The organism is Phenylobacterium sp. T106, assembly GCF_057219735.1.
Genome location: NZ_JBXVWA010000006.1, coordinates 168,498 through 183,120, shown reverse-complemented (window position 1 = coordinate 183,120; position 14,623 = coordinate 168,498). Strand labels below are relative to the sequence as shown.

At 70.5% G+C, this 14,623-nt stretch carries 14 protein-coding genes; 7 read left to right on the top strand and 7 right to left on the bottom strand.

The window, feature by feature from the left end; translation table 11 throughout:
- Positions 1-19 precede the first annotated feature (19 nt).
- Complete coding sequence (locus tag AC2D8W_RS15315) at positions 20-1,687, top strand: class I adenylate-forming enzyme family protein (RefSeq protein ID WP_484672243.1); 1,668 nt, start codon at positions 20-22, stop codon at positions 1,685-1,687.
- A 38-nt stretch (positions 1,688-1,725) separates the two neighbouring features.
- Here the strand turns inward: AC2D8W_RS15315 and AC2D8W_RS15310 are convergent, their stop codons facing one another.
- The gene (locus tag AC2D8W_RS15310; RefSeq protein WP_484672242.1) at positions 1,726-2,910 is read right to left on the bottom strand and encodes an acetyl-CoA C-acyltransferase; all 1,185 of its coding nucleotides are present in this window, start codon (positions 2,908-2,910) and stop codon (positions 1,726-1,728) included.
- Between the two features lie 178 nt (positions 2,911-3,088).
- Between AC2D8W_RS15310 and AC2D8W_RS15305 the strand changes: the two genes are divergently transcribed.
- From AC2D8W_RS15305 to AC2D8W_RS15280, 6 genes are read left to right on the top strand one after another with little or no spacing between them, the layout of a single operon-like run.
- Positions 3,089-4,441, top strand: a complete 1,353-nt coding sequence (locus AC2D8W_RS15305; protein WP_484672241.1) for a 3-hydroxyacyl-CoA dehydrogenase — start codon at positions 3,089-3,091, stop codon at positions 4,439-4,441.
- Positions 4,431-5,225, top strand: a complete 795-nt coding sequence (locus AC2D8W_RS15300) for an enoyl-CoA hydratase/isomerase family protein (protein ID WP_484672240.1) — start codon at positions 4,431-4,433, stop codon at positions 5,223-5,225. The genes AC2D8W_RS15305 and AC2D8W_RS15300 overlap by 11 nt, the downstream gene beginning before the upstream one ends.
- The gene (locus tag AC2D8W_RS15295) at positions 5,222-5,998 is read left to right on the top strand and encodes an enoyl-CoA hydratase-related protein (protein WP_484672239.1); all 777 of its coding nucleotides are present in this window, start codon (positions 5,222-5,224) and stop codon (positions 5,996-5,998) included. Before AC2D8W_RS15300 ends, AC2D8W_RS15295 begins: the two co-directional genes overlap by 4 nt.
- A 3-nt stretch (positions 5,999-6,001) precedes the next feature.
- The gene (locus tag AC2D8W_RS15290; protein ID WP_484672238.1) at positions 6,002-6,598 is read left to right on the top strand and encodes a DsbA family protein; all 597 of its coding nucleotides are present in this window, start codon (positions 6,002-6,004) and stop codon (positions 6,596-6,598) included.
- Positions 6,595-6,987 carry a hypothetical protein gene (locus tag AC2D8W_RS15285; protein WP_484672237.1) on the top strand — a complete coding sequence of 131 codons (393 nt, stop codon included), beginning with the start codon at positions 6,595-6,597 and terminating at the stop codon, positions 6,985-6,987. Before AC2D8W_RS15290 ends, AC2D8W_RS15285 begins: the two co-directional genes overlap by 4 nt.
- A 28-nt stretch (positions 6,988-7,015) precedes the next feature.
- Positions 7,016-7,960: a PaaX family transcriptional regulator gene (locus AC2D8W_RS15280; RefSeq protein WP_484672236.1), complete on the top strand. Its 945-nt coding sequence runs from the start codon at positions 7,016-7,018 to the stop codon at positions 7,958-7,960.
- Here AC2D8W_RS15280 and AC2D8W_RS15275 read toward each other — a convergent pair.
- From AC2D8W_RS15275 to AC2D8W_RS15250, 6 genes are read right to left on the bottom strand one after another with little or no spacing between them, the layout of a single operon-like run.
- Positions 7,957-8,781, bottom strand: coding sequence for a Phenylacetic acid catabolic protein (locus AC2D8W_RS15275; RefSeq protein WP_484672235.1), 825 nt, complete (start codon positions 8,779-8,781; stop codon positions 7,957-7,959). The genes AC2D8W_RS15280 and AC2D8W_RS15275 overlap by 4 nt on opposite strands.
- A gap of 45 nt (positions 8,782-8,826) precedes the next feature.
- Positions 8,827-10,029, bottom strand: a complete 1,203-nt coding sequence (locus AC2D8W_RS15270) for an FAD-dependent oxidoreductase (RefSeq protein WP_484672234.1) — start codon at positions 10,027-10,029, stop codon at positions 8,827-8,829.
- Positions 10,026-11,195, bottom strand: coding sequence for an epoxide hydrolase family protein (locus AC2D8W_RS15265; RefSeq protein WP_484672233.1), 1,170 nt, complete (start codon positions 11,193-11,195; stop codon positions 10,026-10,028). Before AC2D8W_RS15265 ends, AC2D8W_RS15270 begins: the two co-directional genes overlap by 4 nt.
- A 7-nt stretch (positions 11,196-11,202) precedes the next feature.
- Positions 11,203-12,255: an NADP-dependent oxidoreductase gene (locus AC2D8W_RS15260; RefSeq protein WP_484672232.1), complete on the bottom strand. Its 1,053-nt coding sequence runs from the start codon at positions 12,253-12,255 to the stop codon at positions 11,203-11,205.
- Entirely contained in the window at positions 12,252-14,063 is a 1,812-nt protein-coding gene (locus tag AC2D8W_RS15255) for an AMP-dependent synthetase/ligase (protein ID WP_484672231.1), read from the bottom strand. Before AC2D8W_RS15255 ends, AC2D8W_RS15260 begins: the two co-directional genes overlap by 4 nt.
- On the bottom strand, positions 14,063-14,587 hold the full coding sequence (locus AC2D8W_RS15250) for a flavodoxin domain-containing protein (RefSeq protein ID WP_484672230.1): 525 nt from the start codon (positions 14,585-14,587) through the stop codon (positions 14,063-14,065). Before AC2D8W_RS15250 ends, AC2D8W_RS15255 begins: the two co-directional genes overlap by 1 nt.
- Between the last annotated feature and the right edge of the window lie 36 nt (positions 14,588-14,623).

Genomic DNA, 14,623 nt, shown 5'->3' with positions numbered 1-14,623 from the left:
GACCGCGAGACCGGGAAGAATGACCATGACCAGTGCGTACGACCCTGCCCTCTGGCGCGGCAAATGCCCCGCAGGCGCCGATCGGCCCACAGCGGCGCCGCGGAACCTCGCCGAGATCCTCCGCGAGGCCGCCGAGCGCCACGGCCACCGCCCCCACCTCCGGCTCGGCGACCTCCGCCTGTCCTACGAGGAGAGCTGGGCGCTCAGCGGCCGGCTCGCGAACGGTCTGCGGGCGGCGGGCGTCCAGGCCGGCGATCGGGTTGCGGTCTGCCTCCCCAACACACCCGCCTATGTACTGCTCTGCTTCGCGCTCTGGCGGCTCGGCGCCGTCGGGGTCGGCCTAAACCCGCTGTACGCCGGCCCGGCCCTGAAGACGATGATCGAAGACAGCGATCCCGTCCTGGTGGCCACGCTCTCCGATCCCGAGGTCGCCGCCAAGGTGCGCGAGGCCGCCGGCGGGCGGCGCCTCCTGATCTGCCGCCGGGACGGCGCCGATCTTACCGGACGGGGTCGGCGGCCAGGCAGTGCGCTCGGGCCGCCGGACGATCTCGGCCTGGAAGATCTGCTGGCCGCGGCGCCGCTGGCGGCGCAGGACGGCTCGTCCTCGCCAGATGATCTGGCCATGATCCAGTACACCGGCGGCACCACCGGCGCCCCGAAGGGGGCCATGCTCACCCACGGCAACCTCTGGGTCGGCTGCCACTCCGTCTGCAGCTGGATGGATCGCCTGGCGCCCGGGGAGGAGCGCTGGTACGCGGCCGCCCCCCTCTCCCACATCACCGGCCTGATCTGCTTCGTGCTCACCGCCCCTCTGCTGGGCGGGGCGGTGCGGCTGATCGATCGGTTTGATCCGGCCGAGCTGGTGGCGCTCGCACGCAGCGGCGAGATCTCCGTGCTGATCGCGATCCCCACCATGCTGGTGGGGGCGCTGGCGCAGCCCGACACCAGCCCGTCCGACTGGCGTGGCGTGAAGCATGTCATCGCCGGCGGCGCCCCCGTCACCCTGGAGCTCAAGCAGCGGTTCCGGGCGCGGACCGGACTCAACATCCAGCCGGGCTACGCCCTCACTGAAACCGCATGCAACGGCGTGATGATGCCAGGCGACGACGCCTCGGCCAGCCGCGACGCCACCGGCCTGCCGATGCCCGGCGTCATATTCCAGGTCCGCAGGCTGGACGATCCCGACCGCGAGGCGCCGCTGGGAGAGGCTGGCGAGATCTGCCTGGGCGGGCCCAGCGTCGTGCGCGGCTACTGGCGGCGCGAGGCGCCGGACCAGTTCACCCGCGACGGCCTGCTGCGCACGGGCGACATTGGCTACATGGGCGTCGACGGCTTCGTGGAGGTGGTCGATCGGCTCAAGGACATGATCATTTGCAGCGGCTACAACGTCTATCCGCGGACGATCGAGGACGCGATCCTCGCACATCCAGCCGTCGCCGACGTCCTCGCCGCGGGCGTTCCCCACGCCTACCGCGGGGAAACGGTCGGCGCCGCGGTCGTCCTGCGGGCGGGACAGACGCTCCAGCCTGCGGAGCTCAGGGCCTTCCTTACCGGCCGCCTGTCGCCGATAGAGATGCCGACCCGCATAGAGATCGTCGAGACGCTGCCCAAGACCGAGAACATGAAGCTCTCACGCCGGGCGCTGCGGGAACAGTTCGCTCGCGCGGAGGCGCCCACCGAGGCCTAACGTCCACGGCGGCGGCCGTGTGGCCGCCGCCGTCCCGACTAGAAGATTTCGAGCAGTCCGGCCGCGCCCTGGCCGCCGCCAACGCACATGGTCACCACCCCGAAACGGGCGCCACGCCGGCGCCCCTCGTGAAGCACATGGCCGGCCATCCGGGCGCCGGACATTCCATACGGGTGGCCGATGGCGATCGCCCCGCCGTTGACGTTCAGGCGGTCCTCGGGGATGCCCAGCTGTTCCCGGCAATAGACCACCTGCGAGGCGAAGGCCTCGTTGAGCTCCCACAGGTCGATGTCTTCCATCCGCAGACCATGGCGCGCCAAGAGCTTGGGCACAGCGTAGATCGGCCCCACGCCCATCTCGTCCGGCTCGCAGCCGGCGACGGCCACGCCCCGGAAGGCCCCCAGCGGCTCGAGGTTGTGGCGCTTCGCCCAACCGGCATCCGCCAGAAGCAGGGCCGCGGCGCCATCCGAGAACTGGCTCGCGTTGCCGGCCGTGATCGTCCCGTCGGGGCCGGTCACGGGCTTCAGCTGGGCGAGGCCCTCGGCTGTGGTGTCGGGACGATTGCACTCATCGCGCCGCAACTCGACCGCTTCGCGCCGGACACCCTCACCGGACGGGTCCGGGACCACGCGCTCGGTCTGCACGGCGAAGATCTCGGCGTCGAACCGGCCGGCGGCCTGGGCCTCTGCGGTCCGTCGCTGGCTCGACAGCGCATAGGCGTCCTGGGCTTCGCGGGACACGCCGTATCTCTGGGCCACCACCTCGGCGGTCTGCAGCATGGGCAGATAGGCCTGCGGCCAGGCGGCCTCCACCCGCGGATCGTGGAAACGCGCGAGGTTCATACTCGGCGTCTGAACGAGGCTGATGGACTCCGCGCCGGCTGCGACGACCACGTCCATCCCGTCCATGGCGACCTGCTTGGCGGCGACCGCGAGGGCCATCAGGCCCGAGGCGCAGGCACGATCCACGCTCATGCCGCCGGTCTCCTTGGGCAGTCCGGCCGCGAGGGCCGCGTAGCGCCCGAGGGTGCTCGCCTGCGGGCCCTGCAGGTGGGCTGCGCCAACGACCACGTCCTCGACCTGCGCGGGGTCGATCCCGCTGCGCCGGATGGCCTCGGCGATCGCCCAACCCGCGAGGGTCGGCGTCTCGGTGTCGTTCAGGGCGCCGCGGTACGACTTGCCCATTCCGGTCCTGGCGGTGGAAAGCACGACCACTTCGCGCATCGATGTCTCCTGCAAACCCGCGCCACGCTCGGCGCATCACACCGCGACGTACAACATTTTCGTTGTCTGTCTCCACTCGTTCTGATGTATTTCGGCGGCAACCGGGCGAGCCGGGGTCCTGCGCGCACGCGCGCGGCCAGGGCCAGGGCGGCGCCGGACAACGGTCGGATAGACGCACATGAACAACATCATCGGAAGCGCCGGGGACGGGTCGGGAGCCTGGCGCGCCCACTTGGCCGCCGCCGAGCGGAGGGCCGCCCTCCCGGCCGACGACGAGGGGGGCCGCGCGCAGACGGTAGGCATCGTCGGGGTCGTGGGGGCCGGGACGATGGGGGTCGGCATCGCTCTCGCCTTCGCCTATGCGGGCGTCCCGGTGCGCCTCTACGACGCCGATGCCGACGCCCTGGCTCGCGGCTTGGCTCGAGCGGAGGCGGACATCCAGGGCCGCGCCGACAAGGGCCGCTTGACGGCGGAAGCGGCCGGCGCGGCCCGCGCGCGCCTGGCGGCGGTCTCCAGCCTGGAGGGTCTTAGGCAGGCCGATATGGTCGTGGAGGCGGTTTTCGAGAGTCTGGACCTGAAACGGCAGGTCTTCGCGGCGCTCGACGGTATCTGCCGCGCCGGGTGCGTGCTGGCCACCAACACCTCCACTCTGGACGTCGACCGGATCGCGGCGGCGACACGCCGCCCCCAGGACGTCGTCGGCCTGCATTTCTTCAGTCCCGCCCATGTGATGCGACTGCTTGAGATCGTCCGCGGCGCCGAGACGTCGCCCGACACCCTGGCCACGGTCCGTGCCATGGCGGCCGCGCTCGGCAAGGTTGGGGTCGTGGTCGGCAACTGCTACGGCTTCGCCGGCAACCGCATGATCGAAGGCCTGAGCCGCGAAGCCAACCGCATGCTGCTGGAGGGCGCCGGCGTCCGCGAGGTCGACGAGGCGATGACGGCCTGGGGCATGGCCATGGGTCCATTCGCCGTCGCCGACGTCGTCGGCATCGACGTGCCCTACCGCGCCCGTCGTGAGACCCCGCAGGCGGCGCCGGGAGACGACGCCTATTACCTGGTCGCCGATCGCCTCGTCGACCTGGGTCGGCTGGGGCAGAAGACCGGTCGCGGCTACTACCTCTACCCTGAGGGCCCCAAGCGGCCAGTCGATGACCCGGAGGTGGCCAGGCTCGCCCGGGCCGAAGCGCAGCGCCTTGGCGTCGCACCTTTGACGTTCACGGCCGACGACATCGTCGCCCGCTGCACCATGCCGCTGATCCTCGAGGGGGCCCGCATCCTTGAGGAAGGCATAGCCGCCCGGCCTTCGGACCTCGATCTCATCTATGTGCACGGCTACGGCTTCCCCGCCTCCCGGGGCGGGCCGATGGCCTATGCCGACGCGCTGGGCCTCCCCCAGGTGGTGGACACCCTCGCCCGGCTCCGGGCCGCCTCGTCCCACGACTACTGGGCCGCTTCGCCGCTCCTTGAGCGGCTCGCGCGCGAGGGCCGCCCGCTCGCCAGCCTGAATGGAGACGACCATGGACGCTGAGCCGGGCGTGCGCAGCCGCGCCGACGCGGGCGTGATGACGATCACCCTCGATCGTCCCGCCAAGATGAACGCCCTGCGCCTGCAGGACATGGCCGCCCTGCACGAGGCGCTGGCTCGGGCCGCCGACGACTCGGCGGTCCGCTGCATCGTGCTCACCGGCGCCGGCCGTGCGTTCAGCGCGGGCCGCGACCTTTCGCAGGCGGCCGCAGGCGAAGGCGCCGCGGAGATCCTCCGCGACCACATCAATCCCGTCATCCAGGCGCTGCACGACCACGCCCGGCCGACGATCGCCGCGGTCAATGGCGCGGCCATGGGGATCGGCCTCGGGTTAGCGCTGGCCTGCGACGTGGTGCTGGCGGGCGCTTCGGCCCGCTTCAGCTCGCCGTTCGCCAAGCTCGGCGCGGCGCTGGACAGCGGCGGCCACGCCTTCCTGCAGCGGCGGCTGTCGCGCGGAACGGCGCTCGAACTCATCTACACCGGCCGGGTAGTGAACGGGGCCGAAGCGGTCGCCCTTGGCCTGGCGGACCGGCTCGTCGCCGACGAGGTGCTGGCGGCCAGCGCCGCTGACCTCGCCCGGCGGATCGCCGCGGGCCCGGCCCTCGCCCTCCAGGCGCAGAAGGCGCTCTTCGACCAGGCTGGCGGCCTCTCGCTGGCCGAGGTGCTGGAAGCGGAGGCGCAGCTCCAGGGACGGCTCTCCGAGACCGCCGACTACGCCGAAGGCCTGGCGGCGTTCGCGAGCCGCCGTCCGCCTGTGTTCAACCGTTCCCCGGAGCCTGCAGAATGACGACCTCCCCCGTACGCGTCGAGATCGCCGACGGGGTCGGCGTCATCACCATGCAGCGTCCGGAGGCGCGCAACGCGCTCGGCAGCGAGCTGATGATCGCGCTCAGCGCCGCCCTGGCGCAGCTGGAGGACGACGAGGCCGTGGGCGCCATCGTGCTGACCGGCGGGGACAACATCTTCTCGGCCGGCGCCGACATCAAGGAGATGGCCAGCAAGTCCTTCGCCCAGGCCTATCTCGAGGACTTCGTCACCAAGGGTTGGGAGCCGATCCCGAAGTGCCGCAAGCCAGTGATCGCCGCGGTCGCGGGCTACGCGCTCGGCGGCGGATGCGAGTTTGCGCTTTCCTGCGACATGATCGTCGCCGACGAGACGGCGCAGTTCGGCCAGCCGGAGGTCAAGGTCGGCACCTTGCCAGGCGGCGGTGGGACCCAGCGGCTAGCTCGCCTCGTCGGCAAGGGCGCGGCGATGGAGCTCTGCCTGACCGGCCGGATCATCGACGCCGCCGAGGCCAAGGCGCTGGGCATCGTGACCCGCCTCGTCCCGGCGGGCCAGGCCGTGCCGATGGCCGTCGCGCTGGCGCGGCAGATCGCCGGCGCGTCCCGGCCGATCGTGATGATGATCAAGGAGTCGGTGAACCGCGCCTTCGAGACCTCGCTGGCCGAGGGGCTGCGCTTCGAGCGCCGGATGCTTCACGCCACCTTCGCGCTCGAGGACCAGGCCGAGGCCATGGCCGCCTTCGCCGAGCGCCGCCCTCCCCAGTTCCGCAACAGGTGACCCGTGAAGGATCCGATCGACTTCTTCTTCGAGTTCGGCTCGCCCTACAGCTACCTCGCAAGCCTTGAACTGCCGCAGATCGCGGTCCGGCGCGGCCGGGCCGTGCGGTGGCGCCCGATCGACATCACCGCCGTCTGGTCGGCTCAGGGGTCGCTAGAGGCCTTCGAGGCCGTCCGGCCATTGCGGCGCGGCTATATCGTGCGCGACGCCGCCCGCGTCGCGGCTCACCGCGGCGTGGAGATCGTCTATCCCAGGGCTCCGCCCGACGCCGGGCTGGCGCGCCTGGCGGCCCACGCACTCGCCGAGGCGGACCCGGAGCGGGCGACCCGCTTCATACAGGACACCTGGGGACGACTGTTCGGGCAGGGCCAGCCGATCAGCGCGGCCGCAGACCTCGAGGCGGCCACCGGCCTGCCCGCCGGTGAGATCGAGACCCTCGCCAGCGCCCCCCACGCCGCCCGCCGGCTCTCCGAAGCGAATGCGGCGGCGGCCAAGGCCCGGTGTTTCGGCGTGCCGTGGATCGTCGTGGGGGACCAGGCCTATTTCGGCCAGGATCGCCTCTATCTCGTGGACGCCCAGCTGGCGGAGGAGAACCAATGAACCGCGTCACCACAACCACGGACGAAATCGTCCGGCGTCGCAACCTCGCCAGGTTCGGTTACAAGCAGCCGGGGTTCGGGCCGCAGGCGGTCGACCTTGATCTCGCCTGGCCGGTCCTGCGCCGCGACTTCATCGCGCCGCCGGAGCTTGGCGAACTCATCCCCACGACCCGTGAGCTGCTGCAGCGCTATGCCGATCAGCGCGCCGAGATCGACGGCCTGCTCGAGACCTGCGACGCGGCTCACGCCCAGATTCTGCAGCACGGCGCGCGCCCCGACCTCGTCGAAGTTTACGCCGAGGCGCGGGACGCGTACGAGGATGCCGTAGAGGCGTTCGGCGCTCTCCGCGTCGCCGTCGCCACGGCGCTGAGCACAACGCCCGCCCAGTAGGCGGGCGCGAGGGGTGGGCAGGACCAGAATGAGCGAAGGAGCGCTGCGACGGGCGGTCGCCAAACTGCGCGAGACGGCCAAGATCAACCCGAAGAACCTGATCGCCACCATCTACGGGGACATGCTCGTGCCTCATGGGGGCACGGTCTGGCTCGGCAGCCTCGTGCAGATGACCGAGCCGTTCGGCATTGCCGAGTACCTCGCGCGCACCACGGCGCTTCGTCTGGCTAAGGACCGCTGGCTCAACCCAACCCGTGTCGGCAAGCACAGCTACTACGCACTCACGGACGAGCACGTCCGCACGATCGCGGAGTACTACCCGCAGATCTACGGCACGCCCGAGCGGCCGTGGAACGGGACCTGGCGGCTGATCATGACAGGTTCGGCCGGCCTCAGCGTCCGCGCCTACACCGCGATCCGAAAGAAACTTCTGTGGCGCGGCGTGGGCCAGATCTCGCCGCACGTGTTCGTCAGCGTCGAGCCTGAGATCGAAGGGCTGGATAGTTTCCTGCGCGAGCAGGGGCTGGGCGAAAAGGTCCAAATATTCGAGGCGCGGGCAGCCGGCACCGCGAAGCCCGAGGTGATGAAGGCGATGGTGGCCGACGCCTGGAACATCGCCGAGTTGGAGGCGGGCTACGAGTCGTTCTTGCAGCGCTTCCGGCCGATCTGGGCGCAGCTGGAGCGCACCACGAGGGTCGACCCGGAGCTCGGCTATGTCATCCGCGCCCTGCTGATGACCGAGTATCGCCGAATCGCGCTTCGCGATCCGCGGCTTCCGCGGGAGTACCTGCCCGCCGTGTGGGCGGGCGAAATGGCGTTCGTGCTCTGCCGCAACATCTACGATCGGGTGCTGCCGGCCTCCGAGGCCTATCTCGAAGCCAACGTCAGAACCGCCGAAGGCCCCATCCGCGCCCCTTCGGAGGCGCTATGGGCGCGCTTCGGCGGCCTGACCCGGCCGCGGACCGCAGCCTAGGCGGCCGCCTCGGCGACAGCGCGGTCAAGGTCCACGTCGTCCATGGCGTAGCCCATGCGCTGGTTGTAGTCGGGTTCGACGCCGGGAACATATTCCAGGCCGACGTCCTTCAGGCGTTCCTGGACGAGTTCCAGGTACTCGGCCTGGCATTCCTCCGGCCGCATGATCTTCAGTCCCATTTCGTAATAGCGGTCGAAGTTCTGGGACTGAACGTCGCCCTTGTTCGAAGGGCGGCCGTACATCCCCATGCCCATGGCGAGGAACTTCGGCACCCGCCGCTGCAGGCGCTCGCGGGCAGGCTCACCGCCGAATTCGATGATGCGCTTCACGGCCCAGACGCCGAAGCCCATATGGCCCACTTCCTCGCGCGCGATCCGCTCCGAGACCTTCGCCCAGGGCAGATAGGAGCACTTGGTGTACTGGCCGAGGAAGATCACCGCGCCTGGGGTGGTGACGCACGACATCATCGCGACGTCTTCCCAGCACTGGAACTGATCCTTCCAGTATTCGCGCCGGAAACCATTGATGATGTTCACCTTCTTCGGATCGGGATTTTCCGGATTGTCCCGCAGCTCGGCCAGGCGGCTGCGGACGTCGACACCGAGGTCCTCGCAAAGCGTCCACAGGTAGAAGGCATGGCCGTACTCCTCCATGGCCTTCTTGGAGAGCCGGTAGGCCTCTTCGGGCCGAGGCGCGAACTGCAGGTTCTCGGAGACGCGTTGGGCCCCCGCATATTCAGAGTCGGCCTGGAACGTCAGCAGGTGCAGCAGGGCTTGCCGGTAGTCCTCCGGCATTGGGTCGCCTTTGTCATAGTAGCGCATGGGTCGCCTCCGTGGATGCGCCCAATATACTACACTTTTTGCGAGTCACAATGCCGCGTTTGTCTCATCTGAGGCGGCGGCCTTGAGGTCTTTCCAGCGGGCCAGCTTCTCGCGCGGCCGGCCGGCCTCGGCCGCCGCCACCTCGGCGGCGTCGATGCGCCGCCAGCCGCAAGCATCCACCGCGTAGGGCAGCTCGGCGCTTCGGACCGGCTGGGCGTATCCGGCCGAGCGCAGCCCCGCCAAGGCCGCCTCGACCTGGCGTCCGGCATGTGACCGGCTGGCTGGAATCGCGCCGAACTCACCGGCCGCCCATCCCACACGCACGACGTTCGGCGGGTCTTCGGCCGCCACGGGCGGCAGGGCGCCGATGGCGGCGACAACCGTGTCGGCCGGCAGGACCAGGGTCCCGCCATCGGGACGCTGGAACCCGACGGCCGTCGCCCGGACGTCGCCCAGCACGGCGCGCGGGACCAAGCCGAAGCGCAGATCTATCAGGCACGGCGCGCCTCGCGGCGCCGATGGAAGGGACTCGAGGGCGCGGCGCAGCGGCGCCTCCTCGGCGAGCCGCTGCAGGCCCGCGCGCTCCTCCGGCGCCAGGATCAGCTCGGCCCGGGCGAGTGAGAGGAACGCCTGCAGTTCCGTCGCGCTGAACCGACAGGCCTCGACGCCGCCGCGGGCGACGAGGGTGATGCGGCGGGCCTGTCCTGAGATGTGGCGGGCATGGGTGCAGAGATCCGACCCCGCCATCTCCTGGGGCGTCTTGGCGAGCAAGCGCGCGATGTCCAGGGCGACGTTGCCGGCGCCGAGCACCAGGACGGTGCGGCCAATCGGGGGCTGCAGCTCGCGGTGGTCGGGGTGACCATTTAGCCAGCGCACGAGGTCACCGGCGACAAGCACGCCCGGGAGCTCCGCGCCCGGGATCTCCAACCGACGATCACCCGCCGCTCCGGTGGCCAGGAGCACCAGGTCATAGCGACGGGTCAGGTCGGCGAGACCGATGTCGCGGCCGACCTCCACGTTGCCGAAGAACCGCACCTCGGGCCGGTCGAGGGTGCGCTCGAACTGCCGGATCACCGCCTTGGTGCCCTGGTGATCGGGGGCGACCCCCGCGCGGACCAGGCCGAAGGGGGTCGGCAGGCGTTCGAAGATGTCCACGCGGGCTCCCGGCGCGCGCCGCAGCAGCGCATCGGCGGCGTAGAAGCCGGCGGGCCCGGCGCCGACGACGGCGGCGGTCAGCGGGCTGCTCATCGGCTTCGCGCCGCAAAGGCGCCAAGGCTGGTCGCCAGCTCCTCGGGGCGAAGCCAGGCCGCAAAGTGGCCGCCGTCCGGGAATACGTCCCAGCTTCGCACGTCATAGGCCCGATCGGCCCAGCTGCGCGGCGGAACGGGAAAGAAACCCCCGCCGAAGAAGGCAAAGCCGGTCGGCGCCGTGACCCGCTGGCCCGGCGCAAGCGCGATGCCGCCAAGGTTGCGATCGGCCCAGTACACCCAGTTCGCCGCGGCCAGGTCGCCGAACAGCCAGTACAGGCTCACGGCGGTCAGCAGTTCGTCCCTGGGCAGCGGCGGCGGCGCGTCGGGTCCGGCGCCGCTCCAGCCGTGATACTTCTCGATCATCCAGGCGGCCAGGGCGGCGGGTGAATCGCCAAGGCCGACGGCGGCGGTGTTGGGCCGCGTGCCCTGGAGCTCGGAATAGCCGCGATCGGCCTCCAGTCGGGCGCGGGTCTCCCCGAGCCACGCCTTCTCCTCATCGTTGAGCGGGGGCGATCTGAGGTCGCCGGGCCGCAGACCCAGCATCGAGAGATGCAGCCCCCGCACGCGCTCCGGATGATCGGCCGCCAGCCATGAGGCGGCGACGGCGCCCCAGTCGGCGCCATGGACAACGACCGGTTCCAGCGCCAGCACGTCGCTGAACAACGCTTGCAGGAGCTTGGCCATGTCACGCGGCGTCATCGGCCCGTCCGGCGCCTGCGACAGACCGAAGCCTGGCAGCTCCACGCCGAGGACGGTCGCCCCCTGCTCGGCGGCGCCGCCATAGGCCTCCGGCCGCGCCAGGCGGTCCGCAACCCGACGGTACTCGAGGAGGCTCGACGGCCAGCCCGGGATGACCACCACCACGGGGGCGTCGGGCCGCGCCGCACGGTCGAGGGTAATATGGAGCCGCAGCTCCGCGCCGTCGACCCGGACCGGGGCGGTGTAGCGCTCCTGGAGATTGAGCTCGGCCTCGGCGGCCCGCCAGTCGAAGCCTTGTCGCCAATAGCCGACAAGATTGTCGAGATAGGCCAGATCGATCCCCATTCGCCAGCCGGTCATCCGGGATCGCCGCGGGGGGCGGTGCGCGGCGAGCCGCGATTTCAGGTCGACCAGCGCGGCCGCAGGGGCCTCCAATCGCAGCGGAGTTAGGCGGTCCAGGCGCATGTCAGCCTCACGCGGGCTCGGGCGCGCTGGGGGCCGCGCGCGCCAGCTGCTGGGCCTCGGCTTCGTCGGCGATGCGCACGAGGAGCTTCCCGGTGTTGGCTCCCTCGAAGAGCTTGCCAATCGCGTCCGGCGCGTTCTCCAGACCCTCAACGACCTCCTCCCGGTACTGCAGCCAGCCACGCTCCAGCCAGGTCGCGAGCGCCTGCTCGGCCTCGTCGAACCTGTGCAGGAAGTCGAAGTAGACGAAGCCTTCCATTCGGCCGCGCTTGGAAAGCAGGACCAGGTAGTTCGACGGCCCCTGGGGGCGCTCGGCGTTATATTGGGAGATGGCCCCGCAGAGCACGACACGGCCATGGAGGTTCAGGCGTCGCAGCGCCGCTTCAAGGATCTCGCCGCCGACGTTGTCGAAGAAGACGTCGACGCCTTCGGGACAGGCCGCTTTCAGCTGGGCGTGGAAGTCCGGAGCCTTGTAGTCCACCGCCTCCGCGCCCAGCGCGCGGACCTGGGCGCACTTGTCCGGACCGCCGGCGATGCCGACCGGGCGGCAGCCCATGATCCGCGCGATCTGGATGACCAGGGAGCCGACGCCGCCCGCAGCGGCGGAGACCAGCACCGTCTCCCGGGGGCGCGGCCGGCCGACCTCAAGGAGCCCGAAATAGGCGGTGAGGCCGTGAAGCCCCAGGATGCTCAGCATGGCTGATAGGGGCGCGCCCGGCAGCGCCCGCCGGACGCCCTCCCCGTCCGTGCAGGCGTAGTCCTGCATGCCGAGGAGACCGGCCGCGCCGGTCCCGACAGGCCAGTCAGGATGCTGGGACTCCACGACGATCCCCGCTGCGAAGGCTCGCATCACCGCGTCGATCTGCACCGGGGGGATGTAGGACGGCGTCGCGCTCGCCCAGGCCCGCATGGCCGGATCGAGGCTGAGCCAGGTGTTGCGAACGACGAATTCGCCCGGACCAGGTTTCGGCGGCGGCTCCGTCACCCAGCGAAAATCCTCGCGGGTCAGGCTCCCCTGCGGTCGCCGCGCCAATCGGAACTGGCGGTTCTGAAGCGTCGTCATGCCTGCACCCTTCCCGGCCGCGTCGGCTCGACCGACGCGGCGTACATCTCGTCCACGAGGGACTGGAACTTGCCGATCAGCACGCTCCGCTTGATCTTCAGCGTGGGCGTCATCACCTCGTCCGACGGCCCGAACTCCTGCGGAAGGATCCGGAACTTCCGCACGCTCTCCGGCCTCGACAGCCGGCCGTTCGCCTCGGCCACGGCCTCGGCCACCAGCGCTTCGGTGAGCGGGTGGGCTGCAAGGGCTGCGAAGTCCGCGCAATGCTCGCCCTTCCGCGCAAGCGCGGATTCAACCGCGGCCCGATCGATCAGGATGAGGGCGGTCACGTAATGGCGGCCATCGCCCACCGCGACCGCATCTGAGATGAGCGGGCTGGCCTTCAGGGCGCTTTCGATCTCGGACGGCGTGATGTTCTTGCCGCTGGAACTGATGATGATGTCCTTAATGCGGTCCAGGAGGATCAGTCGGCCCTCGGGATCGAGTTCACCTACGTCGCCGGTGTGGAACCAGCCGTCGCGCAGCACCTCCCCTGTCTTGTCGGGAAGATTGAGGTAGCCGCTGAAGAGATGCGGGCCGCGCACCCGGACCTCGCCGTTTTCGGCGATCGCCAGCTCGCCGAACGCGCAGGGGCGCCCGACCATCCCGCCGCGGGTCGGGCGCTCCTCCTGCGTCGAGAGGCACCCGCACTCGGTCATCCCATAGAGCTCTCGAACCGGCGCTCCGACGGCGTGCATCCAGGTCATCAGGGCTTCGGGGAAGCGGGCCCCTCCGGAGATGAACGCTCGCGCCCGATCCGCGCCCATGGCGACTCGCAGGCTCTGAAGCGCCGGCGTCTCGGACAGCGGCCCCTCCCCCCGCTCCATCGAAGCCAGGCTGCGCGCCAGGTCGGCGCGGACGGCGGCCGCCTGCTCCGGCGGCTGGGCGGCGAGCCAGGCTTCGCCGGCTGCCTGGATCTTCTCATAGACCCGAGGGACGCCGAGCAGCAGCTGCGGCCGGATATGTGGCAGGTCGCCGATGAGGCCGACCGGGCCATCAACAAACCAGGATGTCCCGCCCGTCGCCAGGCTGAAGTAAGAGAACAGTCGCTCAGCGACGTGGCAGAGCGGCAGGAAGGCGGGCCGGCTCCAGCCGGCGGAGATGCCGAACACCTGCGGGGCGTGGGAGATCTGGTAAGCCAGGGCGCGGTGCGAGATCATCGCCCCCTTGGGCGGACCCGTGGTTCCCGATGTGTAGATCAGGATGGCCGTGGCTTCCGGCTCGACGGCGGCTCCCGCAGCCCGCCAGGCGCCCGGTTCCGCCTTGAGCGCCGCACGCCCCAGCGCGCGCCAGGCCGCAAGGCTCATGAAGCCGGGCTCGTCGGGCGTGGCGGCGGCGGGCAGAACAACGATGAGCTCGACCGGATGGGTCTCGCGAACCCGCCGAAGCTTCTCCACCTGCTCGTCGGTGTCGGCGAAGACCACGCGGGCGCGGCAATCCTGCAGAACATAGGCGATCTTCGGCGGGGGATCGGTGGGATAAAGCCCTGCCGTGACTAGGCCAGCGCCCTGCAGCGCCATGTCAATGGCGAGCCACTCGGGCGACGTCGAGGCGAGGATCGCCACCGCCGCCCCGGGTTCGAGCCCCCACGCCAGGGCGCCGGCGCCAATTTCCTGGACCATCTCGGCCAACTCTCGCCAAGAGACTGCGCCCCAGCCCTCAAGGCCGCGGCGCTTGAACGGCGAGGCCTCCGACGGCGCATCGAACCAGGCCTGGAACATGGCCGCCGAGGTCGGCCAGCGAGATGGGGGGTAGGCGGTCCGGTCCATCAATCTCCTCCCTGGGAGACGGCGACGACAAGCTCCACGAGCCAGGCCTTGAGCCAGTCCTCCGCCACCTCGTCGGCGAACGGCTGGCTCGATGCATCAATGCAGCAGATCTCGCCGACCCGCCGCGCGCCGCGCGCCGCAAGCATGGCGTCGACGGACCGGCCGCCGCCGCAGAACTGCTTGTACGTCCTGTCGCCAAGCGCCACGACTCCATAGCGCAGCGCCGCCAGCGGCGTCGCATCCTGGCTGAGCGCCTCGAACACCGGTTCGAAGGCGTCAGGGACCCCGCCGTCCCCGTGGGTCGCGATACAGGCCACGAGCACATCGACGCCGGCGAAGGTCGGGTCCGGGGTTTCGCCCTCCGGCACCAGCTCCACCCGGTGAAGACCGGCGACGCGAAGGCGACGCTCGAGCGCCTCGGCCACGAGCAGGGCGTTGCCCGCCTGGGTCGCGACCAGCAGCTGAATGCGCAGATCCTGCAGGGGCGCCAGGGCGCCGCCGCCCTCGCCCGGCTGTGACATCATGTGATCTCCGAACATGGCGACATCTTACAAAACATT